Here is a 24,246-nt window from a genome sequence, read left to right as displayed (position 1 = left end):
ATACTTTGTGTATTGACATTTTATTCTTTGTCATCTCGACGGTAGGAGGCTCGAAATGACAATGTGTAATCATTCATAATTCGTCATTCGTAATTCGTCATTCTTAATTCTTAATTAATTATTACCCTTCCATCCACAGCACCACAGCAGCAGTAATCATCAGATTAACCAATGTCAGTGGTAGCAATATCTTCCAGCCGTATTCCATCAACTGGTCATATCTTGGTCTTGGCATAGATGCTCTCAGCAGGATGAAGATCATCAGGAAGGCGACTACTTTGATGATGAACCACACGATAGGCGGCAGAAAATCAGGGCCAAGCCAGCCGCCGAAGTATAGCGTTACCAGCATGCAGGAAATGAGCGTGATGCCCATGTATTCTCCAATAAAGAACATCCCGAACTTCATGCCCGAATACTCCGAGTGGAAACCGGCGATCAGCTCACTTTCCGCTTCCGGAATATCAAAGGGCAGGCGGTGCGTTTCGGCGATGCCGGCGATAAAAAAGATCACAAAGCCTAGTATCTGTGGAATAAAGAACCATAGACCACGTTGCGCTTCCACGATCTCTCGCAGGTTAAAAGAGCCAGCCATCAGCACCACGCCCATCAGCGCGAGTCCCATAAAAACTTCGTAGGAGATCATCTGCGCCGCGCCGCGCATGGCACCCAGCAAACTATACTTGTTATTAGAAGCCCAGCCACCCAGGATGATACTATAAGCACCCATCGATGACATTGCCAGGAAGAAAAGCAACCCGATATTCAGGTCGGCCACTACAATTCCGGGTGCAAATGGTATCACTACAAAGCTTAGCAGCACGCTGATCACAACTATAGCCGGGGCCAGTACAAACACCGGTTTATCCGAGAAAGGCGGAACCCAGTCCTGTTTAAAGAACAGCTTGATGGAGTCGGCGGCTATGATGAGTAAGCCAAACGGACCAGCACGGTTCGGGCCATAGCGGTCTTGCCAGAGGGCCAGCATGCGGCGCTCCACCCAGATAAGGGCGGCTGCCACATTCAGCATTACGAAGAGTACGCCGCCGATGATCAGTAAGTAGTTTGGTGCTGCTGTTTCCATTGCAGTTCTCGGTTTAGGATGGCCCAGGCAGGTAATTCGGCAAATTTTACTCCAGGCAAGCCCACAGGTAAACCGGCGGTGCCGCTGGCTATAGTTGGGCTTAATTTTACTGGCAACTGGTAGAGATTTCCGTCAATGGCAAATGGCATCAACTGGCCTTCGTCCAGCTTCATGCGTAGCGCATCGTCGGTGTTAATTGCAATGTATGGTTCAGGTATGCGCTCCTGTATGGCAGCAGCTTGTGCACTCAATTCTTCAGACCCGAAAATGTGGTGCATCGGAAGTATAAACAGGTGCCCGTCCATTGGCTCGAACTTTTCAGGAACAGCTGCCGAGTACGAGAACTTGTGTTCCGGATTTGGCTCTATCAATCTGATTCCCGGGTCACCGCCTTTCAGATGTCCGCCTACTTCCTGCTGGTATTTGTTCACAGATTGGTTTGAGTTCCAGCCCGGTGCCCAGAAGAACGGAATCATAGCAGAAGGTGGTTGGCCCCGGTAGCCTTCCATGGTATAGGATAGCGGAGAATCCGGGTCTTCGGCAGGTTTTGGTTCACTTACATTGATGTTTGCCCGCATAGCAGTACGGCCACTGAAACGATGCGGCGCACGCGGTATCTTTTGGCCTGCAATGCGGAAATCAGAAGGTGGCGTTACCATTTCTATTCCCTTCATTTCCGGGTGTTCTTTAACTATAGCACTCAGAATATCGTCGTAGCCGTGCCACCAACTAATCTGGTCGTGGGCAACTATAGTTCCGAGTTCACCAAGCCAGCGCCAGCTTTCCTGTATGTCTTCTATAGTTGGGTGTACCTGGTAAAAGCGCTGTGCCCGTCCTTCGTTGTTAATGAGTGTGCCGTCTGCTTCTGAAAATGCTCCGGCAGCCAGCAACACATCGGCATGTTCGGTAGTTTGGTTGTGCAGGTAATCCAGCACGATCACTTTTTTACAGGATTTCAGGAAGTTGGTAACTGCGCCTTCGCTGGCTTGTCGGTACAGGTCGTTCTCAAGTATAATAACTGTATCAGCATAGCCATTCTCTACCGCTTCAAAAGCAGATTGTAATCGGTGGCCGCCTAACATGGCTAAACTCATGCTGTTGCTGGCTGGTAAGGTAAGCACTATACCTGCTTCTTTCTCTTTGGCGATTAAGGCATTGGCGATGTTTGCGGCTGCTTTAAGTATAGCTTCGCTACCAGATGATGTACCAGAAATTACAACCGGGTTTTTAGCTTTCATCAAGGCATCAGCAATCTGCTGCGCCAGGTGCATGTCATCGTTCTTTAAGCCACGCACGCCCGGCGATTTGGGGTAAATGATGTTGGCAACCGCAAAGCCTAAACGGGCAATAGCATCAGGGTCAGAGAAATATGTTTGGGTTGCCAGTGCGTCCAGTTTGGTTATAGTTGGTGCGGCAATGAACAAGGGACCTTTTTCTGTTTGTACTAGTTCGCGCACAGCTGCATCCTGCCAAACCGGTATGTTGGCTTTGGATACCTGCTCCAGCAACGGTTCCTGCCTAACTGCCTGCCGTACAGCAAGTGCCAGCATAGGAGCGGTGTTGGTCAGGTCTTCGCCAAGTATAAATACGGCATCCGCTTTCTCAACTTCGCGCATACTTGGAGTAGGGGCGTTGCTTTCACGGAGTATCTTCAGCGAGAGTTCTGTCAGGTCGTGTTCTGTGTCGGATACGCCATGGTGGAAATTATCTTCTCCTACCAAAGTCTTCAGCATAAAGTTAGACTCCAGCGATGCGCGTGGTGAACCAATGCCTATAACACTGCCCTGGCGCATGGCCTGTGCTGCTGCCTGCAAAGCGGTTAGTTTATCGGTAGCTTCTGGTAGGTTACTGCGGACCAAGGATTTGCGGATGCGGCTTACGCTGTTCACGTGCTCATAGCCAAAGCGACCACGGTCGCACAGGAAGTATCCATTCACTTCGCCGTTATAGCGGTTGGTGATGTTGCGTAAGGTTCCGTAGCGTTCACCAGCCGTAATGTTACAGCCCAAGCTGCAGTGGTGGCACACTGATGCGGCCATGGTCAGGTCCCATTTGCGTGTATAGTGTTGCTTTAAGGTTTTGTCAGTAAATACTCCGGTCGGGCAAACTTCTGCCAGGTTTCCGCTGAACTCACTTTCCAGCACACCATCTTCAGCACGGCCAAAGTATAAATGGTTATGGGCTGCAAATACATCCAGGTCTTTGCCGCCGGCATAGTCTTTATAGTAGCGCACGCAGCGGTAGCACTGTATGCAGCGGTTCATCTCATGGTTCAGGAACGGGCCTAGGTACTGGTTTATGTAGGTGCGCTTATCAAATGTATAGTTTCTATAGTTATGGCCGGTCATCACGGTCATGTCCTGCAAGTGACAGGCGCCGCCTTCGTCGCACACGGCGCAATCGTGGGGATGGTTGGTCATTAACCAGCCAATAACATGTGCTCTAAATTCCTTAGCTTCGGGATCAGCTATGGAGATGCGCATACCGTCGCGCACCTGCTCCATACACGACATAAAGAGCTTGCCGTTGGTATCATTTTCATCTTTATACACCTTTACCGCGCACTGGCGGCAGGCGCCGATAGAGCCCATGGCCGGGTGCCAGCAGAAATAGGGTACATCCTGGCCCAGTGTTAGGCAAGTCTCCAATAGGTTCTTTCCGGTCGGTACTTCGAAGGGGGTGTTATCTATATAGATGGTTGCCATGCTTTTGCTTTGCTCCAGGGACAGTGGTGTTCGTGAATGTGCCGTTCAAAATCTTCTCTGAAATATTTCAGAGCACTCTGCAGGGGTTCCATGGCGCCGGGTGCCAACGCGCAAAACGTGTTGCCGGGACCAAGGTATTTTGTATGGAAATCAAGTGTCAGCAGGTGTTCCGGTTTGCCTTCGCCTTTGTCTATGGCCAGTAAAATTTTCTCTACCCAGGGCAGCCCTTCGCGGCAAGGTGTACAGAACCCACACGACTCCTGTGCAAAGAAATGCTGTAGGTTCAGTGTAAAGCCAACCGGGCAGGTCTGGTCGTCCATGATGATCATAGTGCCTGTACCCATACGACTTCCAGCGGCTTGTATCGAAGAGTAATCCATCGGCAGGTCCAGGTGTTCTTCCACTAAAAAGTCGGTTGATGCGCCGCCAGGTAATAGTCCTCGGAACAGGTAACCGTCCTGCATGCCGCCGGCATAATCTTCCAAAATCTCCCGTATCGTGGTGCCCATCGGCAGCTCCCAGCAGCCGGGTGTTTTAACTCTTCCGCTCACGCCAAAAAGCTTGGTCCCTGCATCAGCTGTTAATCCCAATCCTTTAAACCACTCCGCGCCATTGTTTACAATATGCGGCAAACAGCACAGCGTCTCCACGTTGTTAACTATAGTAGGCTTGCCAAACAAACCGCTCACCTGCGGGAAAGGTGGCTTGGCTCTTGGGTTAGCCCGTTTGCCTTCCAATGCATTAAGCAAAGCCGTTTCTTCGCCGCACATGTAGCGACCAACACCGGTGTGCAGGTGCATGTCCAGGTTAAAGCCGGAACCCAATATATTCTGACCTAAGTAACCTGCGTCGTATGCTTCCTGAATGGCTTTGGTGATCTCGCGGGCAGCTACTTTATAAGCCCAACGCAAAAAAACGTAACTTATACTTGCTTGTATTGCATAAGCAGCCACGATCATGCCTTCAATCAGTTGGTGCGGATTTCCTTCTAAAAGTACGCGGTCTTTGAAGGTGCCGGGCTCCATTTCGTCGGCGTTGGCTACCAAGTATTTTGGTGTGGCTGTATCGGGTCCCATCGGCACAAAGCTCCACTTTAAGCCGGTGTTAAAACCAGCTCCGCCACGGCCTTTCAGGTCCGATTCCTTTACCAGTGCCTGTACTTCCTGGGGTGTCATTTTCTTCAGAATTTTACGCACAGACTGGTAACCGCCCACCTTCTCATACTCCTTTAAGCTGAGTGGTGCGCGACCGGGTACAATGTGTTGGGTAAGCGGCTTCTCCATAGGCCCGCTTGTTTGGGTTAAGTATACTTGTTCAGGATCTCATCCAGTTGTTCCACCGTCAGGTTACGGTACAGGTCGTTGTCAATCATAAGGGCGGGGGCACAGTCGCAGGTACCAAGGCAGCAGTTCGGGAGCAAAGTAAAACGGCCATCTGCTGTTGTTTGGCCATACTGTATGTTTAATTTTTCGTGCAGTGCTTCTTTTATTCCTTCGTAGCCCATTACATAGCAACTAATGCTATCGCAGAGCAGGATCACATGCCGACCAACCGGCCTGCGGAAGATCAGGTTATAAAACGTAGCCACACTGTCAAGTTCAGCTGAAGACATCCCCACATAATCGGCCACGTCTTTCAGACTTTCATCTGAGATCCAGCCATGGTTTTGCTGCACGATCTTCAGCGCTTCAATGCAGGCATTTTTAGGTGCCGGCACCAGGCTTATTTCATGGTCAATCTGATGTTTCTCTTCAGCAGTAAGCATGGCTTTTAATGATGAATTAATAATGACTAATGACTAATTTATAACTCTCTAACTCCTAAACTCTTTAACTCTTACCTATCAATGTCTGCCAGCACGTAATCCATGGCTCCGAGTATAGACAGCAGGTCGGCGACGGTGTAGCCTTTGCTGATGTAGGGGAGCATCTGCATGTGCGGGAACGATGGAGTGCGGATGCGCACCCGGTACGGCGATGTATTGCCATCACTGGTCAGGTAGTAGCCGTTGGCTCCTTTGGTAGCTTCTATGCAGCTCATGGCTTCGCCGGCAGGTATAACTGGTCCCCAGCTCACACCTAAAAAGTGCGTGATGAGTGTTTCAATATCATGCATAGTATTCTTTTTGACTGGCGGCGTGGTGAGCGGATGATCTGATTTGAACGGGCCTGCTGGCATGTTCTTCAGGCACTGCTCAACTATTCTCAGGCTCTGACGCATTTCAGCTACACGAACTATAGCCCGGTCGTAGCAATCGCCGTTACTGGCAACTGGCACTTCAAAATCAAATAGTTCGTATCCAGAGTATGGACGCTTCTTACGGAAATCCCAGTCCATACCGCAGGCGCGCAGGTTTGGCCCCGTCACGCCCCATTCAATGGCTTCTTCAGCGGTAAAAATGCCGATGCCAACGGTGCGGGCTTTGAAGATGCTGTTCTTCATTACCATGGCATCGTATTCCTTCAGCCGTTTCGGGAAGTAATCAATAAAACTTTGCACCAACTTTTCCCAGCCTATTGGCAAGTCTTGTGCTACGCCACCAATCCGGAACCAGTTCGGGTGCATACGCCCACCACAGATGCCTTCTATGATATCGAAGATCTTTTCGCGGTCGGTAAACATGTAAAACACAGGGGAGAGCTGGCCTACGTCCTGGGCAAAGGTGCCGTACCACACCAGGTGGCTGGCAATCCGGAAGAGTTCGCAGAGCATGACACGGATATACTTAACCCGTTCCGGTACTTCTATCCCCGCCAGTTTTTCCACGCCCTGTAAATAAGCCAGGTTGTTCATCACGCCACCCAGGTAATCCACGCGGTCAGTATAAGGAATATAGGTATGCCACGACTGGCGCTCACCCATTTTCTCGGCCCCACGGTGGTGGAAACCAATATCAGGTATGGCATCTACAATGTCTTCACCATCCAACTGAAGTATAATTCTTAGAACGCCGTGCGTGCCAGGGTGCTGCGGACCAATGTTCAGAAACATAAAGTCGCTGTCGTCGCTCTGGCGCTGTAATCCCCATTCTTCCGGGTGGAATTTCAGTGCTGCCTGCTCTAGATCAACTTTGTCGTCATACAACTGGAAAGGGCCCATTTCAGTGGCGCGGGCCGGGTGTTCTTTACGGAGCGGATGGCCTACCCACGTGCGTGGCATAAGTATACGCGACAAGTGCGGATGACCGGAAAAACGGATGCCAAACATGTCGTATACTTCGCGCTCGTACCAATTGGCATTAGCCCACAGGCTGCTTATACTTGGTGCTGTCGGGAAATCGCCCACCAAGGCTACTTTTAAGCGAATAAACTCATTTCGGGGGAAAGAAAATAAATGGTAAACTAATATGAAGCTGGATTTTGGAACGTGGTTGGCGCCATGGTTTTTGGTCCGCTCATCTATAGCGGTCAGGTCAAACAACAACTTAAACGGCTCGGTAACTTCTTTTTTCAGGAAAGTCAGCACGTCCACAATTTTATCCATCGGCATCCAAAGCGTGAGCATTTCATCTTTGGTTGTCTGCTGCGTAAAAGTATCTTCGCCGAAGCGTGCCTGTAGCTGTAGTAATGTGCTGCTGTTGTTTTCCATGGCCAGGTTCTTTAATTGAGGGGACCAGTAAATTGTTAACTCATGCTAATTCTAAATTTGCTTTATTATGGTAAATATATTCGTTGTTATAGCTACTTATTCTGCTGTAACCGGATCTATGATCGTTTTCACTTCGCTTACTGAGTCTGCTGGAAACCCACCTTTGCGGGCATGTTCGCGTACCATCTCTTCGTTGGGCGCATTGTAAATGCAGTAAATTTTATCACCGGTTACATAGCTCTGCACCCATTGTATCTGCGGCCCCATGTCCTGAAGCACACTGTTAGAGGTCTGAGAAATCTTTTTTAATTCTTCGGCAGATAAGTTACCTGCACCCGGAATAGCGCGCTCGATTACATATTTAGGCATAGCTTTTACTTTTATAGTTTATCAGACGCTCACAGATCTGGAAGACGCTGTGAGGTCGGTTTTATACTTTTGCTTCTTACTGCAGAATTATAGTTTCATAGCGGAGTCGCAGGATATTTCGTCTCTACATTTCCAAACTCTTAAACTCTATAACTCCTAAACTCCTAAACTCCCAAACTACCTATAGTTCATCCGGCGACCGAAACTCCGTCATTTGGTCCCAGCGTTCGCGTTTGCGTGCTTTCACATCTATCTTTTCAGGTTTTATTACACCTTGTTCGCCAATGGTCCAGCTGAGTGGGCGTCGTTCTTTACCTACACTTTCTGCCAGTAACATCAGCCCTTCCATAAACGCATCGGGGCGGGGAGGGCAGCCAGGTACGTACACATCTACAGGCAGGAATTTATCCACGCCCTGCACCACACTATAGATATCGTACATACCGCCGGAGTTGGCACAGGAGCCCATCGAGATCACCCATTTCGGTTCCATCATCTGTTCGTGCAATCGCTTGATGATCGGGGCCATTTTGATGAAAACGGTACCGGCAATGATCATGATATCTGCTTCGCGGGGAGTGCCGCGGATTACTTCTGCTCCAAAACGGGCCACATCATATTTGGGCGTCATGGAAGTAGCCATCTCAACAAAACAACAACTCAAGCCAAAGTGGAATGGCCACATAGAATTCTTGCGTCCCCAGGCTATCAGATCCTGCACGGTGGTGAGCATAATACTTTGCTGCACGGTTTCTTCGTAAGAGCTGGTGCCCTTTACGGCGTTGGCAGGTTCGTCCGGTTTACTAAGCCACCATTTCATAGGCTTTTTCGTGTTTGGTGTTTCGTATGTCGTGTTTCGTCAGTGCATTAGGGTGAGGAGTGTCGTTGTTCGTTATTCGTTGCTCGTTATTCGAAGTATAAGGCTATTGTCTCAAATCTAGTATCTAACTTCTAAATCACCGGTTTTTGCGACAGGCGTTTGTAGGCTGCCAGTATCTTTTTGCCATCCGGGCCAAAGTCCAGGGCGCCCATGCGCCATTCGTAAACCAGTACAACTACCAGCATCACCATAAATATGGCTACGCCGGCATACCCATACCAGCCTAAATCTCTGAAAGCAATTGCCCAGGAAAGTATAAAGACGGTTTCCACGTCAAAGATCACGAATAGCATAGCTACCATGTAAAACTGCGAGGAGAAACGGATACGGGCAGAACCTTCACTAACAATACCGCCTTCGTAAGGCTCTGTCATGGCGCGGCCTTTGCCTCGCTGGCCCAGCACATACGAAATGCCAAGTATAGCTCCAACAAGGCTTAGAACTATAGCACCATATACCAGCAGGGGCCACAAAGGCACATTATTCACTTCCGAAGCGTCCATAACGTTTCTGGTTTTTTACTGCACGCCAAACTATAAAATACTTACTCCTGGTGGCCGGTAATGTAATGTTCCAGCTCTTCTATAATAAACTGCTGTTCTTCTATCATGTATTTTACAATATCACCGATAGAGACAATACCAACCAGATTGTAATTATCAAAAACCGGCAGGTGCCGGATGTACTTGCTTGTCATGAGGGCCATGCATTGCTCCATGGTTGTGTCGGGAGATACGGTGGCGGGATGCGCAGTCATGATCTCTTTGACCAGTGTTTCTTTAGACGACTTCCCTTTCAGGATCACTTTGCGGGCATAATCGCGTTCGGTAAGGATGCCGCAAAACCGGCCGTTATCCATTACCAGCAGAGAACCGATATGATTCTCTTCCATTTTTTCGAGCGCACTGTAAACGGTTGTGTCCGGACTTACAGAGATAACATCGCCCTGTTTTTTCTGCAGAATGCATCTTACGGTGCCCATACTTCCCCCTTCCGTAAATAAGTTAATTTGAATATTTTAAGGTTATATACGAACATAATAAAAAAAAAGTAAAAAATATATCTGCAAAATACTGTAATTGATTTTGCCTGAACTATAGTTGCTTGTAGTTGCCAAAGGTTTACAGCGGATAAAATACAGAGCTTTTGCCAGGCAGAAGTGCTAACTATTTGAAAGCAATAAAGTATACCAAGGATGCTTTTATCTCATTTTAAAGGCAATAACCAATACGTTGCTACTGTATGAGTCTACCTGTATATCCGGGCCAACCGTACCCGCTGGGCGCCACCTGGGATGGTGAAGGTGTAAACTTTGCCTTGTTTGCCGAGAATGCTACTGGCGTTGAGCTGTGCCTGTTCAACGATGTGACCAGTGAAGAAGAATCGATGAAGATAACGATGGTGGAGCGCACCCACCAGATCTGGCATACTTACCTGCCAGGCATAGAACCAGGCCAATTATACGGTTACCGCGTGCACGGACCCTACGACCCTGCCAAAGGACATCGTTTTAACAGCAATAAACTGTTGCTCGACCCTTATGCCAAAGCTATTTCCGGTGCCGTAGAGTGGCACGACTCGCTGTTTGGCTACAAAGTCGGCGATCAGGCCGAGGACCTGAGCTTCAGCGAATCCGACAGTGCCCCGTTCCTACCCAAGTCTGTAGTGATTGATCCGAACTTTGACTGGCAGGGCGACAAAGCGCCGAAGATCCCGTACCACAAAACCATTATTTACGAAGCGCATGTAAAAGGCCTGACCTATCTGCATCCCGAAATTCCGGAGGAGATACGGGGCACGTATGCGGCGCTGGCACACCCGGTTATTATAAAATACCTGCAGGATCTGGGTATAACTGCCATTGAACTGATGCCGGTACACCATTTTATAAAGGATCGCCACCTGGTAGAAAAAGGCCTGACCAATTACTGGGGCTATAATACGATCGGATTTTTTGCGCCGGATGGGCGTTATTCCAGCTCAGGGCAGTTAGGGGAGCAGGTGCGGGAGTTTAAGGAAATGGTGCGGGCACTGCACAAGGCGGGCATAGAAGTGATACTGGACGTCGTGTACAACCATACCGCCGAAGGCAACCACCTGGGGCCTACGCTGTGCTTTAGAGGGGTAGACAATACGGCCTATTACCGCCTGACCGAGGACCCGCGCTATTATATGGACTACACCGGCACCGGCAATACACTGAACGTGATGCTGCCCAGCGTGCTTCGCCTGATCATGGACAGTCTGCGCTACTGGATACTGGAGATGCACGTGGATGGCTTCCGTTTCGACCTGGCTGCCACACTGGCACGCGAACTTCACGAAGTAGACCGGCTGGGTTCTTTTTTCGATATCATTCACCAGGACCCGGTTATCTCGCAGGTAAAGCTAATTGCAGAGCCCTGGGATGTAGGAGAGGGCGGCTACCAGGTTGGTAATTTCCCGCCTGGCTGGACGGAGTGGAACGGCAAGTACAGAGACTGCATCCGGGACTACTGGCGTGGCGCCGATAGCATGCTGGCTGAATTTGCTGAGCGTTTTACTGGTAGCTCCGACCTGTATCAGGACGATTACAGACGACCGACTGCCAGTATCAATTTTGTGACAGCGCACGATGGGTTCACACTGAACGACCTGGTATCTTACAACGAAAAGCACAACGAAGCCAACGGGGAGAACAACCAGGACGGCGAAAGCCATAACCGTTCCTGGAACTGTGGAGTGGAAGGCCCGACTGACGACAAAGCTATAGTTGAACTGCGCCAGCGCCAGAAACGCAATTTCCTGACCACCTTGTTCTTATCGCAGGGCGTGCCTATGCTGGTGGCCGGAGACGAGATAAGCCGCACACAGCAAGGCAACAACAACGCCTATTGTCAGGACAACGAAGTCTCCTGGTTACATTGGGAGCAGGCAGACAAAGAACTGCTGGAGTTTACCCGCCAACTGATAAAGTTGCGCAAAGAGCACCCGGTTTTCTGCCGCCGCCGCTGGTTTCAGGGCGTGCCAATTAAAGGCCTGGGTGTGGAAGATATTGCCTGGTTTTTACCGGAAGGCACCGAAATGGACGAACAGCACTGGAACAACGATTTTGCCAAGTCGCTGGCTGTGTACATGAATGGCCACGGGCTGCGTAGTGTCGGCCCGACTGGTGAAGCCATTATGGACGATGATTTTTATGTGATCTTTAATGCCCACCACGAAGCGCTGAAGTATAAGTTACCACCCAAAAAGTACGGTACGCAGTGGAGCAAACTGATAGATACAACCACCGGACACGTTAATGGAAACGACAAATTATACAGCGCCGGCAAAACCATTGTAGTAGGGCCCCGGTCGGTGGTATTGTTGCATTCTCAGACCAAAAAACTCCCTAAGGTAGCAGCGCAGGCCCATAAAGAAGCTATAAAGATGTAGGGCCGTATGTTCTGTTTTTACGGAGATATCACCAAATTGCAGCATGTATACCCGCGAACAGGCATCACAACTACGGCAGGCTTTCTGGACAACCTTTGGGCAGTATATCGCTCCGCATTTATCGGCAGATGGTTACCGTACCAACTGGTCTAACTATAAGACCGGTTTTAAACATGTGTACTTTCGGATGCGCGCCGAAAAGAAAACTGCCTACATTGGCATCGAGCTCACCCACCCGGACCCGGAAATTCAGGAACTGTACTGCGAGCAGTTCCTGGAGCTGAAAACCCTGCTCCACGAAACGCTTGGAGAAGAGTGGGAGTGGGAAATGCACAGTTTGGATGAAGAAGGCAGGACGATAAGCCGCATTTACAGGGAAATATCTCCGGTTAATGTTTTCAATAAGGATGACTGGCCCGAACTGATATCATTCTTTAAGCCACGTATTCTGGCGTTGGATGAGTTCTGGAGCGATGCAAAGTATAGTTTTGAAGCGTTGAAGTAAGAGCATTTTTGTCATGTTGAGCGCAGCCGAGACATCTTATATGTCTTATACTTCCACTATTGTCATTTCGAACAGAGTGAGAAATCTATCTCTGTTTATAGTTGATGCTGAAAAGCTATAGTTCTATAGTTTGCTTTGCCTACTACTTGAACCAAGTCATTGTTTATAGTTACCTCTAATCCTGGGAGCTCTAAGAGCCTACTGTTTTATTGTTTATTTGGCTCCCTCTGGGGCCGGGAGGCCGCGTCTTCAGGCATCGCGCTGCTGCCTTCTTGCTATCCTCGTACCTCGGATTGCCTGCGACACCGCAACAAGTCAAAGGCGCTCAACCCAAAGACTGATATCACATTCGATAGCTTTTGCCTTAGCTATAGTTGGTTTACCTGCTTGTAGTTATAGCAGACCGGTTTTTCTCGTGTCTATAATTTTGAGGGGACAGGTAAACCTGTCCTGTTCGTGGTCTGTAACTATAGAACTATAGTTCAAACTATAGCGAAGACAGAGTTCCCCTCCTTGGATAAGGAGGGGTAGGGGTGGTTGGACCTAAAGCAACTATAGAACTGTAACTATAACTATAGCAAAAGCCCAGATCCTGAAAATCCATTCATCTAGGGTAGGGGCCCTATTTAAAGATTCAAACAACCTTAATCCCGGTTACGCCGCTCTTCCCGCTCGCGCTTGCGTTCCTCGCGACGCTTTTTACGCTCTTCTTTCCAGTCTTTAAAAGTATCTTTCACTTTTTCACCCAACGTATCGAACAGCCTGTCTAAAAAGCCTTTGTGTGGCGGCTCTTCCCGGAAAGAGGCGCAATCTACCAGGGTTTGCAGGTAAGGCGACAACTCCGGGAACTGGCTTCTGTAATAACCTTCATAGCCAGGATCAATGGCAACACGTCTGGTAAAATCGCCCCAGATAGGCAAGGCTGTATTGGAACCCTGGCCTAATGCTAAGGTTCGGAAACGGACTTTCGGGCTTTCGGCGCCTACCCACACACCGGTAACCAGGTTCGGCGTAATGCCGATGAACCAGCCATCGGCATGATCCTGCGTCGTACCCGTTTTGCCTGCAATATCCATCTGCAAGCCAAACTGGGAACGTAGTTTTGCCGCACTTCCTTCTTCTACCACACCTTGCATCAAATACAACATAATGGCCGCATTAGACTCTGAGATAGCCCTTCGCACAGGCCTGTCCAGGTCATTCTTTAAAAGTACTTTACCGCTTCGGTCTTCTATCTTACTGATATAAATAGGCTCTATTTTATACCCCTGGTTTGCTATAGTTGCATAGGCATTTACCATTTCATAAAGCGACAGATCTGCCACGCCCAGCGCAAGAGATGGCACTTCGGGGATATCACTTTTTATTCCTAACCGATGTGCCACATCTACTACTTTGTTCACACCGGCCTTCATCATTACCTGCGCAGAGACCGTGTTTACAGAATGGGCCAGTCCGCCACGCATGGTATACTCACCTCCATACTGCTCATTCGCATTTCTGGGCGACCAGTCATCGTATTCCGAATATACCACCCGCTCATTCGGGAACCAGGTACACGGCGCTACGCCACGCTCTAAGGCTGCGGCATAAACTATAGGTTTAAACGTAGAGCCTACCTGGCGACGAGAACGCACATGGTCGTACTTGAAAACATGATGGTTGATGCCGCCTATCCAGGCTTTTATTTCGCCGGTGTACGGGTCCATCGATAGTAAACCAGCATTCAGAAATTTCTGGTAATAGGCCAGCGAATCCATCGGCGACATGGTGCGTTGCTTGTTACCCTGCCAGCTGAAAACGTTCATCGGCCGCTCTTTCCGGAAAGCTTCCATTATCTCGGTATCGGTTTTTCCGTTGGCTTTGGCTTTTTTGTAGCGGTCGGTTCGGCGCATGGCTTCCTGTAAAAAGTTTGCATCGCGGCCCCACGGATTACGGCCTTTCCAGTGGGCATCGAACGTGAGTTGCAAGGCCGCCATTTTATTGCGAACAGCTTTTTCGGCGTGTGCCTGCATACCGGCATCAATCGTGGTGTAGATCTTCAGACCATCAGTATACAGGTTATAAGGGTCGCCGTTTTTATTTTTTTTGGTTGCCACCCATTCTACCAGTTCCAGGCGAAGTTGCTCCCTGAAATAAGGTGCTATGCCATCGTTGTGGTTGGTTACATTATAGTCCAGTTTCAGGGGCTTCTTCTTCAGTTCTTCGGCTTTGTCAGCTTCCAGGTAGCCATATTTCACCATCTGGTTCAACACCACATTACGTCTTGTTTTCGACTTTTCGGGGTTAAGACGTGGGTTATAGGTGGTGGTAGCTTTCAGCATGCCAATCAACACGGCTGCTTCTTCAATTTTCAGGTCTGCTGCTGATTTGTTAAAGAAACGGCTGGATGCCCGCTCGATGCCGTATAGGTTTCCACCCATCGGCACCGTATTCAGGTATAGTTCCAGCAGCTCTTCTTTGCTATAGATGCCTTCCAGTTTACGGGCAATAATGATCTCGCGGAGCTTGTTTACCGGCATATCCCAGAACCAGAAATTTTTGCGAGGATACAGGTTTTTGGCCAGCTGCTGGCTAAGCGTACTGCCACCGCCGGCACTCTGGTCCTGCATTAATATCGACTTAACTATAACCCGGCCCAGGCTGCGTACATCTACACCGGCATGTTCGTAAAAACGGGCATCTTCGGTGGCAACCAGCGCATGAATGGCAGCAGGGGCAATGTCGCTGTACTTCACGTTGGTACGGTCCTGTATGTAATAGCGGCCCAGCAGTTCACCACCGGCAGCATATACTTCCGAAGCCGTGTTGTTCTGCACCGATTTCAGCTCGTTACGCGAGGGCATGGCACCCATCGCACCCATGTATACCAGCAGGTAAAAAAACGTGAAAAGCAGCACCAGGTACAGGCCTGTTCGGTAAGCAATACGCAGTACTGATCTGCGGTCGCGCTGCCAATTAAAGGTGCGCAGCCGAGCCCATTTCTGTTCCCAGTAAGCTATAGTTAGTTTCGGTTTCTGACTCCTGAAAAAGGCCGACCATTCTACCTTCATAAACCTGGCCAGTGGCTCCAGGATGCCGATAACGATAAGTCTGATTAATTTTAAAAGCGCTCGCTTCATGTATGCTGTTAAATTCGCTGCCCGCAACTATAGTTTTAAGCTGAGGCAGTTGGTAGGTGTTGCACAAATACTGCGCCACTTCCGGGTCCGGTTAGTAACGTAAATGCCGGTAAAATTGTGCAATTATAGTTTAAATTCCGTGGGTAGGTTACGTATCTATAGTTTAACTATAACCTAATTATGGCAGGTACGGCGCATTTTAAATTTTATGCTTCGCTGAATGATTTTCTACCTAAACAGGAACAGGAAAGCTGGATCAACTATAGTTTCCCGGAAAACCCGGTTGTAAAAGATGCCATTGAAGCTATGGGCGTGCCGCATCCTGAAGTAAATGCTATAGTTGTAAATGGCAATAAAGTAGACTTTACCTATAAATTACAGCCCAGCGATGAAGTAGAGGTTTACCCAAAAGGCTTTCCGGCAACTATAAACCTGACCCCAACCTATAGTCTGCCTTACCGGTTTGTGCTGGATGTACACTTAGGCAAGCTGGTGCGGTTTCTTAGGCTGCTGGGTTTTGATACCTTTTTCGATCCCGAACTCTCTGAAAAAGAACTGGTAAGGATAGCTGTAGAAGAAAACCGGATCTTGCTGAGCCGTGGCGTAAACATCCTGAAATACAAAACTATAGTTCATGGCTATTGGCTCCGTTCACAGCAACCGGAAGAGCAGTTACTGGAAGTGATCCGCTACTATAGTTTAGCTGGTGAGTTTAGTGTTTTTACACGCTGCATGGTTTGCAACGGAACTATAGTTCAGGTGCCTAAAGAGCAGGTTCAGGAGCTTCTTCCACCTAAAACCAAACTATACTTTCACGAATTTTACCAGTGCCAGCACTGCCGGCGCGTTTACTGGAAAGGCTCCCATTACGAGCGCATGCAGCAGTTTATCAATAACTTGGCTTAGTGCACAAATAAGGCAAGCACGCAGAACACATCGATGATCCAGAGTGTGATCGGAATTTTGCGGTACTCGCCATCAACTACTTTTAGCAAGGTATAGCTAAGGAAGCCCCAAATAATGCCCTGCGTAATAGAATAAGTAAAGGGAATCAGCACCATCGCCAGGAAAGCCGGTATCGCATCGCTAAGGTGCAGCCAGTTAATCCGTATAACCGGGCGGATCATAAACGCCCCAACCAGCACCAGCGCCGGAGCCGTGGCAATCGCGGGAATCATTGATAAAAGAGGAGCCAGAAACAGAAAAGGCAGAAACAACATGCCAGCCACTACCGCAGTCAGTCCTGTGCGGCCGCCCGCTTCAATTCCTACCGCTGACTCCACGTAGGCTGTAGCCGGACTGGAACCCAGCAAGCCCGAAATGGTAGTAGCCACGGCATCCACAAACAGCGAACGTTTAATGTTGAGCGGTTCGCCATGTTCATCCACCATGTTAGCGGCTTCGGCCAATCCTACAAATGTCGACAGGCTATCAAACAGATCGGTAAAAACAAAGGCGAAAATTACGGGCCACAACGCAAACTGCAGCGAATTTACAAGGTCGAGTTTCAGGAGCAGGCTGAAATCCGGTGCCGAAAAGATGCCCTGGAAATTAACGATCGTTTCGGTACCCCACCAGCGGCCTAGGGGGTAAGCCAGGAAGGTAGTGACGATGATCCCGATCAGGATTCCACCTTTTACATTTTTAACCAGAAGCACCGCTGTAATCAGTAAACCCACCAGGAAGGTGATGATAGCAGGGCTCAGCTCGTTTACGCCAACTATAGTTCCGGGAGCCTGAACTATAAAGCGTGCATTTGCCAACCCGATCAGGGTAACAAATAAACCGATACCGGCGGCAATGGCATAACGTAGCGGCTTTGGAATAGCTTTAATAATGTAAGTGCGGATGTTGAACACCGACAGCAGCAGAAACACAATGCCAGACCAGAACACTGCTCCCAGCGCAACAGTCCACGGTATGTTCATGCCGATAACAGCGGAGTAAGTAAAGAAAGCATTCAGGCCCATGCCAGGCGCGATCAGTACAGGGTTCCGGGCATAAAGGCCCATCGCCACGCTACTTATAAAACATACCAGCACGGTAGCCGTGAGCACGCCCGAAAATGGCAGCCCGGCTTCGCTGAGTATGCCCGGGTTAACGACAATGATATAGGATGCGGCCAGGAAGGATGCAATTCCGGCAAACAGCTCGGTCTGCAACGTGGTGTTATTTTTCTTCAGTTCGAAAAAGTCAGGCATAGGTAACGCAGGTTTGGCAACTATAAACTCCTTACGGTAATCCCGCAAAAGTATTAAAAATACGCCTTAGCAAAGCATAAAAAAGCTAAATGCTATACCTATAGCAACTTATAGCGTTAAAGTCTATTAAACATATAAACAACCCCGGAAATGCAGGATAAAGAACAGTTAAAAACACTTATAAATGTACTTGCCCACGTACGTAAGGAAGGGTACACTACCGATTTTATGGTTGGTGACGATGGCCTGATGCACACTATGGACAGCAAGCTGAAGTTCGGTCCGGACCAGCTAAAGATCGTGAATTTTTACCGGTTTGAAGGCGAAAGCAACCCCGATGACATGGCTATACTTTATGTGCTGGAAACCAATACCGGTGAGAAAGGTACCATTTCAGACGCCTATGGTCCCTATTCAGATTCTCAGGTAGAGGCCTTTATGCGGCAAGTGCCGGATATGGGCAAAAACCTTGACACCCGAAGCTAACTATAAACAACACAAACTATAAAACTATGAGAACAATCTGGAAGGGATCGCTGGGCTTTGGCCTGGTAAATATCCCGGTAAAAATGTATAGCGCCACCAAAGATCGTCGCCTGGACTTCGACCTGATTGACCGCCGTAACCATGCCCGTGTGCGCAACAAACGTGTGAACGAGAAAACCGGCGAAGAAGTGCCTTATAACGAGATCGTGAAAGCTTATAAATACGAAGGCAAATACGTAGAGCTGACCGATGAAGAACTGGAACGCGCCGAACAGGAAAAAAACACCATCATACAAATGGATTCTTTTGTAGAGGAAGAAGACATAGACGAGATCTACTTTAAAAAGCCTTATTACCTGACTCCTGAAAAAGGCAACAAAACCGGCTATGGTTTGCTGCGCGATGCCATGCGCAAAACCGGCAAGGTAGGTATTGCTACTGTGGTAATGCGTGGCAAAGAAGATCTGGCGGTGATCAGGCCGCTGGGCGATGCGTTGGTGTTGCAGAAACTACGCTTTGTAGAAGAAGTGAACAAAACCGAAGACCTGGACCTACCACATAAAGTAGACATCGGCGGCGCGCAGTTAGATATGGCCGTAGAACTCATCAACCAGTTTACTACCGATTTCGACATACGCGACTACCGCGATACCTATACCGAAAAGCTTATGAAGACCATTGAGGCCAAAGCAAAAGGCAAAAAGAAACCAACAGCTAAAAAGGTGGAAACCATCCCAACCAAAACAAAAGACCTGATGGCTCAGCTCAAGGCCAGCCTGAGTTCTGGGCAGCCACGCATGCGGGCATCTTAGTATAGTTATTGGTTGCTGGTTGTTAGTTATTAGGTCTTTTTAGAATGGTTAAACTGACTTTTATGCTGCAACTGGTAATACTATAGCAAACTATAAACAACATAAAATCATTGACTCCCTTAATTCTAACAACCAACAACTAACAACCAGCAACCAAACCATGGCTTTACTGCAATATAACCAGAAGCGTAATTTCGGCGAGACACCCGAGCCGGAAGGAAAGCAGCAGAAACATAAAGGCCAGCTGCGATTTGTGGTGCAGCGCCACCAGGCATCCACACTGCATTACGATTTCAGGCTGGAGATGGAAGGCGTGCTCAAAAGCTGGGCAGTGCCTAAAGGTCCGTCTATGAACCCGGCAGACAAGCGCCTAGCTATGCAGGTAGAAGACCATCCGTACTCATACCGCACCTTTGAAGGTGATATACCGGAAGGCAACTATGGCGCCGGGCATGTGGATATCTGGGACGAAGGCTTTTATAGTTCTGTTGAAACCGACAATCCGCAAGAAGGGGAGAAGCTGCTGTTGCAGGGGCTGGAAAACGGAAGCATTAGTTTTGTGCTGGATGGAGATAAACTACAGGGAGCTTTCTCACTGATAAAAATGAAAGGCCGGCAGGAAGGTGCCTGGTTGCTGGTGAAGAAGAAAGACGATCATGCCGTTGCAGATGCTTATGACAGCGAAGAGCACTTAGGCAGAATCCCTAAAACAACACCTGCAAAGTCGGTTTCTAAAAGTGCTTCTGCTAAATCAACCAAGACGAAGCCAACCGCTAAAAAGGCAAAGATGCCGCACCATATTGTGCCCATGATGGCGAAACTCACCGACGGTCCTTTTGATGGCGATGACTGGATTTATGAAATAAAGTGGGATGGTTTCAGGGCAGTGGCCGAAGTGCAGGGTGACAACGTTGAACTATACTCGCGCAACGGTAAATCCTATGGCGAAACTTATAAACCCATACTGGATGGTTTAAAACAGCTGGGGCAGGATGCGGTGCTGGATGGTGAAATTGTGGTGCTAAATGATAAGGGATATGCGACGTTTCAGCAGCTGCAAAATTACCAGAATACGCCATCGGAGCATCTTTACTTTTATGTATTTGACCTGCTGTACTTAAATGGAGAAGACCTGCGAGACCTGCCTTTGCTGGAGCGTAAAAAACGTTTAGAAGAATTGTTAGTTGATGAGTTGCCGGCAGTGCGTTACTCTGACCATGTGGTAGGAAATGGGGTAGCTTTCTTTAAAGAAGCACAGCGAAATAATGTGGAAGGTATTATGGCTAAAAAAGCCGACAGTCCATACCGCACCGGCAAGCGTAGCCCAGAATGGCTCAAGATCAAAACACACATGCGCCAGGAAGCCGTAATCGCCGGTTTTACAGAACCAAAGGGCAAACGCAAACACATCGGCGCGTTGTTGCTCGGGGTGTATGAAGATGGAAAGCTTACCTATGTTGGACAGAGCGGGAGCGGCTTTAACACTAAATCGCTGGAAGCGCTGAAAGCTAAACTTGATAAACTGGTACAGCCTGAATCGCCGTTTGTGGGCAAGGTAAAGCCAAATGCCCCTGCCACCTGGGTTAAGCCAGAGTTGGTTGCAGAAATAACCTTTGCCGAATGGACAAAGGAAGGCATCATGCGACAGGCGATCTATGAAGGATTGCGCGAAGACAAAAAAGCTACTGATGTAGTGCGCGAAAAAGCTATCCATACCACTGAAGCAGTAGAAGAAGCAGAACATCAACCTAAAGCAAAAGAGACGGAGACGAAGAAAGTGGCGACAGCAAAAGACAAAAACCGGACGACTCAAACTATAGCCGGTCAGGAAGTACAGTTCAGCAGCCTGGATAAACTATACTGGCCCGATGAGCAGATTACAAAAGGCGATATCATAGACTATTATCAAACTATAGCCGACGTCATTTTGCCTTACCTGAAGGACAGACCACAGTCCCTTTTCCGCAACCCGGAAGGCATTGTAAAACCCGGCTTTTTCCAGAAGGACGTAACAAATGCACCGGATTGGGTACGAACTATAAAACTACGTGCTGAAAGCACTGGGGAAGATGTGGAATATCTTGTTTGCGATGATAAAGCCACGTTGGCCTATATGAACAACCTGGGTTGCATTCAGCTTAATCCCTGGAACTCCCGAATATCAGATTTAGAAAGACCGGATTACATGGTGATAGATTTAGATCCGGGGGAAAATACCTATGATGATGTGGTAGAAGTGGCGCTGGCTACGAAAGAAGTGCTGGATAGGGCAGGAGCAGAAGCTTATTGCAAAACATCTGGCGCAACAGGTATGCATATTTTCGTACCGCTCGGCGCAAACTATAGTTTCGATCAGGCACGTGATTTTGCCCATTTGGTAGCGCAACTGATACACAAAAAACTGCCGAAACTCACCAGCCTGGAGCGCAGTCCGAAAGAGCGAAGAAAGCAAGTGTACCTGGATTTTCTGCAGAATTCAATTGGCCAAACTATAGCTACAGCCTATACCGTTCGGCCAAAGCCTGGAGCCTCTGTTTCCACACCGCTCGGTTGGGATGAAGTAAAACCAGGCTTAACTCCGGAAGCATTCACCATCAGAAATGTACCGGCACGGATTAAGGAAAAAGGCGATTTGTTTAAAGGAGTACTAGGCAAAGGTATTGATTTGCAGCAATGCTTGGAGAAACTTGGTTAATTTTGTCTGAACCGGGATTAATGTGGATTAGATGGATTAATAGGAATTATCTCTTGCTGGCGCGGATCTGTGATCCGTGACTTATCTGTTATTGTTGGATCTGTGATCCAACTGGGCCGGAGGCCCAAACTATAGTTCGACACGAGCGATGACGCTCGCGCTATAGTTACTATTATTTACAAAATGAAACTTGGGATTAGGGGGGTGAATAGATTTTCAGGAAGACGCTATTTTCTGGCTCATCCTGTATATCAAAACAGGGCCATTCCTCATTCAGACCTATAGTTTCAAAGTGGAGACGCAAAGTATTGCGTCTCTACAATATCTGTCTAATTCACTAAATCCCTATTAATCCCGGTTCAGACAATTATGACTTCCGTGGCTTTGCCCGCTCGTACTGCGATGGCCAGGTATGGTCGTAGCCAAGTTCCAGGGCAGCATGCATCGGGAAGTACGGGTCGCGAAGAAGTTCTCGGGCCAGTAACACGATGTCTGCCTGGCCGGTTGTAACTATAGTTTCCGCTTCCTGCGCTGTCGTAATCATGCCGACTGCTCCGGTCATAATACCTGCTTCTTTTCTGATGTTCTCTGCAAACGCCACCTGGTACAGTGGACCCACCGGAATTTTGGCAGCCGGTACATTACCTCCAGTAGAGCAATCGATCAGGTCAACACCCTTCTCTTTTAGAATTCTTGCCAGCGCTACAGAGTCTTCACCAGTCCAGCCGCCTTCGGTCCAGTCGGTTGCTGAAATGCGCACAAATAGCGGGTAATCAGTAGGCCAAACTTCCTTTACACTTTCGGTTACTTCCAACAGCAAGCGTATACGATTCTCAAAAGAGCCTCCGTATTCATCGGTACGTTTGTTACTGAGCGGAGAATAAAATTCGTGGAGTAAATAACCATGGGCCGCGTGGATCTCAATTACTTTAAAGCCGGCTTCCAGGGATCTTACTGCCGCCGCCCTGAAATCAGAGATCACTTTCTGAATACCTGCTTTGTCTAAGTCCAGTGGGGCTGGCTCTGCGTCTGTAAAAGGGATGGCACTTGGGGCAACTGTTTGCCAGGCACCTTCCTCAGGAGTTAATGCTTTCCCACCTTTCCATGGGCTTTTATGGCTTGCTTTTCTGCCTGCGTGCGCTAACTGTACACCCGGAACAGCACCATGTTCTTCCAGAAAAGCATTAATGCGCTGCCACATCGGAATATGTTCATCCTTCCAAAGACCAATATCATCTGGTGTAATCCTGCCTTCCGGCGACACAGCAGTTGCTTCCGCAATTACCAACCCGGCACCACCTACGGCGCGGCTTCCTAAATGCACCAAATGCCAGTCGTTCGCAAAGCCATCTTCGCTGGAATACTGGCACATCGGTGATACAGCAATTCTATTTTTAAGGATGATGTTTTTTATAGTTAATGGAGTGAACAAATTGGCCATTCTTTATTGAGCTATTGGTTACAATTTATAACAACTACAAGCGATTCAGAAAGTTTATAAATATTATGGATTTGGCGTTTTGCACGTTATCCCAAGCGAAGTCAGTGGAATATACTTGTGCTAAAGTTTCAGCTTTGTCATGTCGAGCGCAGCCGTGACATCTTATATGTCTGATAGCTCATTTCTACTCTTCTGTCATTTCGAACAAAGTGAGAAATCTATTTCAGAATATAGTTGATACTCAAAGGCTATAGCTCTATAGTTTGCCTTGCCTACTAACCGAAACAAGCCATCAATTCCATAGCTTCTTTTATTCCTGGGAGCTCTACATACCTACAGTGCTATAGTTTCGTTGGCTCCCTCCTGGGCCGGGAGGCCCCGTCTTCGGGCATCGCGCTGCTGCCTTCTTGCTATCCTCGTGCCTCGGATTGCCTGCGGCACCGCAACAAGTCAAAGGCGCTCAACCCAAAGACTGATAATACATTCGATAGCTACGGCAGCAACTATAATTGCTTTACTTGCTCTTAGTCAAAGCAGATCTGCTTTTCTCGTGGTTGTAGTCGCAAAGGAACAGGTAAACCTGTCCTGCTTGTGGTCTTAAACTATAGAACTGTAGCTGAGCCTATAGCAATATTAGGGTTCCCCTCCTTGGATAAGGAGGGGCAGGGGTGGTTTGATCTACAGCAACTATGAAACTATAGTTGTGAACTTATAGCTAAACTCCAATCCTAAAAATCCTTTCATCCTGTAAATCCTGATTCAGACAAACAAAAAGCCGCTCAAACTATAGTTCGAGCGGCTTTTAAGCTTAAATTGTCCCGTCCTAAAATAGGTTGACATTAAAATTAACCTATTATGGAAAAAGTAGCAGAGAAAAAAAGCAAGCGTAGTCAGCGCGATTATACCTTAGGCTTTAAGCTCCAGGTAGTGGCTGAGGTGGA

18 protein-coding genes are annotated in these 24,246 nt (G+C 48.3%); 6 read left to right on the top strand and 12 right to left on the bottom strand.

Annotated elements, in window-relative coordinates; translation table 11 throughout:
* Positions 1 to 121: 121 nt before the first annotated feature.
* From nuoH to H7F15_RS12330, 9 genes are all read right to left on the bottom strand, one after another.
* Complete coding sequence (gene nuoH, locus H7F15_RS12370; RefSeq protein ID WP_185197303.1) at positions 122 to 1,084, bottom strand: NADH-quinone oxidoreductase subunit NuoH; 963 nt, start codon at positions 1,082 to 1,084, stop codon at positions 122 to 124.
* Positions 1,054 to 3,789 carry an NADH-quinone oxidoreductase subunit NuoG gene (nuoG, locus tag H7F15_RS12365; RefSeq protein WP_185197302.1) on the bottom strand — a complete coding sequence of 912 codons (2,736 nt, stop codon included), beginning with the start codon at positions 3,787 to 3,789 and terminating at the stop codon, positions 1,054 to 1,056. The genes nuoH and nuoG overlap by 31 nt, the downstream gene beginning before the upstream one ends.
* Positions 3,771 to 5,072, bottom strand: a complete 1,302-nt coding sequence (nuoF, locus tag H7F15_RS12360; protein ID WP_185197301.1) for an NADH-quinone oxidoreductase subunit NuoF — start codon at positions 5,070 to 5,072, stop codon at positions 3,771 to 3,773. Before nuoF ends, nuoG begins: the two co-directional genes overlap by 19 nt.
* Positions 5,073 to 5,089: 17 nt before the next feature.
* Complete coding sequence (nuoE, locus tag H7F15_RS12355) at positions 5,090 to 5,554, bottom strand: NADH-quinone oxidoreductase subunit NuoE (protein ID WP_185197300.1); 465 nt, start codon at positions 5,552 to 5,554, stop codon at positions 5,090 to 5,092.
* A gap of 71 nt (positions 5,555 to 5,625) precedes the next feature.
* Entirely contained in the window at positions 5,626 to 7,377 is a 1,752-nt protein-coding gene (gene nuoC, locus H7F15_RS12350; protein WP_185197299.1) for an NADH-quinone oxidoreductase subunit C/D, read from the bottom strand.
* 96 nt (positions 7,378 to 7,473) lie between these two features.
* Positions 7,474 to 7,746: a DUF4242 domain-containing protein gene (locus H7F15_RS12345; protein WP_185197298.1), complete on the bottom strand. Its 273-nt coding sequence runs from the start codon at positions 7,744 to 7,746 to the stop codon at positions 7,474 to 7,476.
* Between the two features lie 181 nt (positions 7,747 to 7,927).
* Positions 7,928 to 8,566: an NADH-quinone oxidoreductase subunit B gene (locus tag H7F15_RS12340; RefSeq protein ID WP_185197297.1), complete on the bottom strand. Its 639-nt coding sequence runs from the start codon at positions 8,564 to 8,566 to the stop codon at positions 7,928 to 7,930.
* 131 nt (positions 8,567 to 8,697) lie between these two features.
* Entirely contained in the window at positions 8,698 to 9,129 is a 432-nt protein-coding gene (locus tag H7F15_RS12335) for an NADH-quinone oxidoreductase subunit A (RefSeq protein WP_185197296.1), read from the bottom strand.
* Between the two features lie 41 nt (positions 9,130 to 9,170).
* Positions 9,171 to 9,608: a CBS domain-containing protein gene (locus tag H7F15_RS12330; RefSeq protein WP_185197295.1), complete on the bottom strand. Its 438-nt coding sequence runs from the start codon at positions 9,606 to 9,608 to the stop codon at positions 9,171 to 9,173.
* A gap of 260 nt (positions 9,609 to 9,868) precedes the next feature.
* Between H7F15_RS12330 and glgX the strand changes: the two genes are divergently transcribed.
* On the top strand, positions 9,869 to 12,043 hold the full coding sequence (glgX, locus tag H7F15_RS12325; protein ID WP_185197294.1) for a glycogen debranching protein GlgX: 2,175 nt from the start codon (positions 9,869 to 9,871) through the stop codon (positions 12,041 to 12,043).
* A 43-nt stretch (positions 12,044 to 12,086) separates the two neighbouring features.
* Positions 12,087 to 12,548, top strand: a complete 462-nt coding sequence (locus H7F15_RS12320) for a DUF4268 domain-containing protein (RefSeq protein ID WP_185197293.1) — start codon at positions 12,087 to 12,089, stop codon at positions 12,546 to 12,548.
* Positions 12,549 to 13,192: 644 nt separating this feature from the next.
* On the opposite strand, the gene H7F15_RS12315 is transcribed toward H7F15_RS12320, so the two are convergent.
* Positions 13,193 to 15,670, bottom strand: coding sequence for a penicillin-binding protein 1A (locus tag H7F15_RS12315; protein ID WP_185197292.1), 2,478 nt, complete (start codon positions 15,668 to 15,670; stop codon positions 13,193 to 13,195).
* A gap of 180 nt (positions 15,671 to 15,850) precedes the next feature.
* Here H7F15_RS12315 and H7F15_RS12310 point away from each other — a divergent pair, with 180 nt between their 5' ends.
* Positions 15,851 to 16,576, top strand: coding sequence for a Mut7-C RNAse domain-containing protein (locus H7F15_RS12310; RefSeq protein ID WP_185197291.1), 726 nt, complete (start codon positions 15,851 to 15,853; stop codon positions 16,574 to 16,576).
* On the opposite strand, the gene H7F15_RS12305 is transcribed toward H7F15_RS12310, so the two are convergent.
* A complete protein-coding gene (locus H7F15_RS12305; RefSeq protein ID WP_185197290.1) occupies positions 16,573 to 17,871 on the bottom strand; it encodes an NCS2 family permease in 1,299 nt (432 codons plus the stop codon). The genes H7F15_RS12310 and H7F15_RS12305 overlap by 4 nt on opposite strands.
* A 150-nt stretch (positions 17,872 to 18,021) precedes the next feature.
* On the opposite strand from H7F15_RS12305, the gene H7F15_RS12300 reads away from it, so the two are divergent.
* The 3 genes from H7F15_RS12300 (at position 18,022) to ligD (ending at position 21,864) form a co-directional block, all read left to right on the top strand.
* Positions 18,022 to 18,357 carry a hypothetical protein gene (locus H7F15_RS12300; RefSeq protein WP_185197289.1) on the top strand — a complete coding sequence of 112 codons (336 nt, stop codon included), beginning with the start codon at positions 18,022 to 18,024 and terminating at the stop codon, positions 18,355 to 18,357.
* 26 nt (positions 18,358 to 18,383) lie between these two features.
* Positions 18,384 to 19,169, top strand: coding sequence for a Ku protein (locus H7F15_RS12295; RefSeq protein WP_185197288.1), 786 nt, complete (start codon positions 18,384 to 18,386; stop codon positions 19,167 to 19,169).
* Between the two features lie 160 nt (positions 19,170 to 19,329).
* The gene (gene ligD / locus H7F15_RS12290) at positions 19,330 to 21,864 is read left to right on the top strand and encodes a DNA ligase D (RefSeq protein ID WP_185197287.1); all 2,535 of its coding nucleotides are present in this window, start codon (positions 19,330 to 19,332) and stop codon (positions 21,862 to 21,864) included.
* Positions 21,865 to 22,231: 367 nt separating this feature from the next.
* On the opposite strand, the gene namA is transcribed toward ligD, so the two are convergent.
* Positions 22,232 to 23,305, bottom strand: a complete 1,074-nt coding sequence (namA, locus tag H7F15_RS12285; RefSeq protein WP_185197286.1) for an NADPH dehydrogenase NamA — start codon at positions 23,303 to 23,305, stop codon at positions 22,232 to 22,234.
* Positions 23,306 to 24,246: the final 941 nt, after the last annotated feature.

Origin of the sequence: Pontibacter sp. Tf4 (genome assembly GCF_014212495.1) — a bacterium.
Lineage (GTDB): Bacteria > Bacteroidota > Bacteroidia > Cytophagales > Hymenobacteraceae > Pontibacter.
Note: the sequence above shows the minus strand (reverse complement) of the source record. Positions and strands in the feature narration are given on the sequence as shown.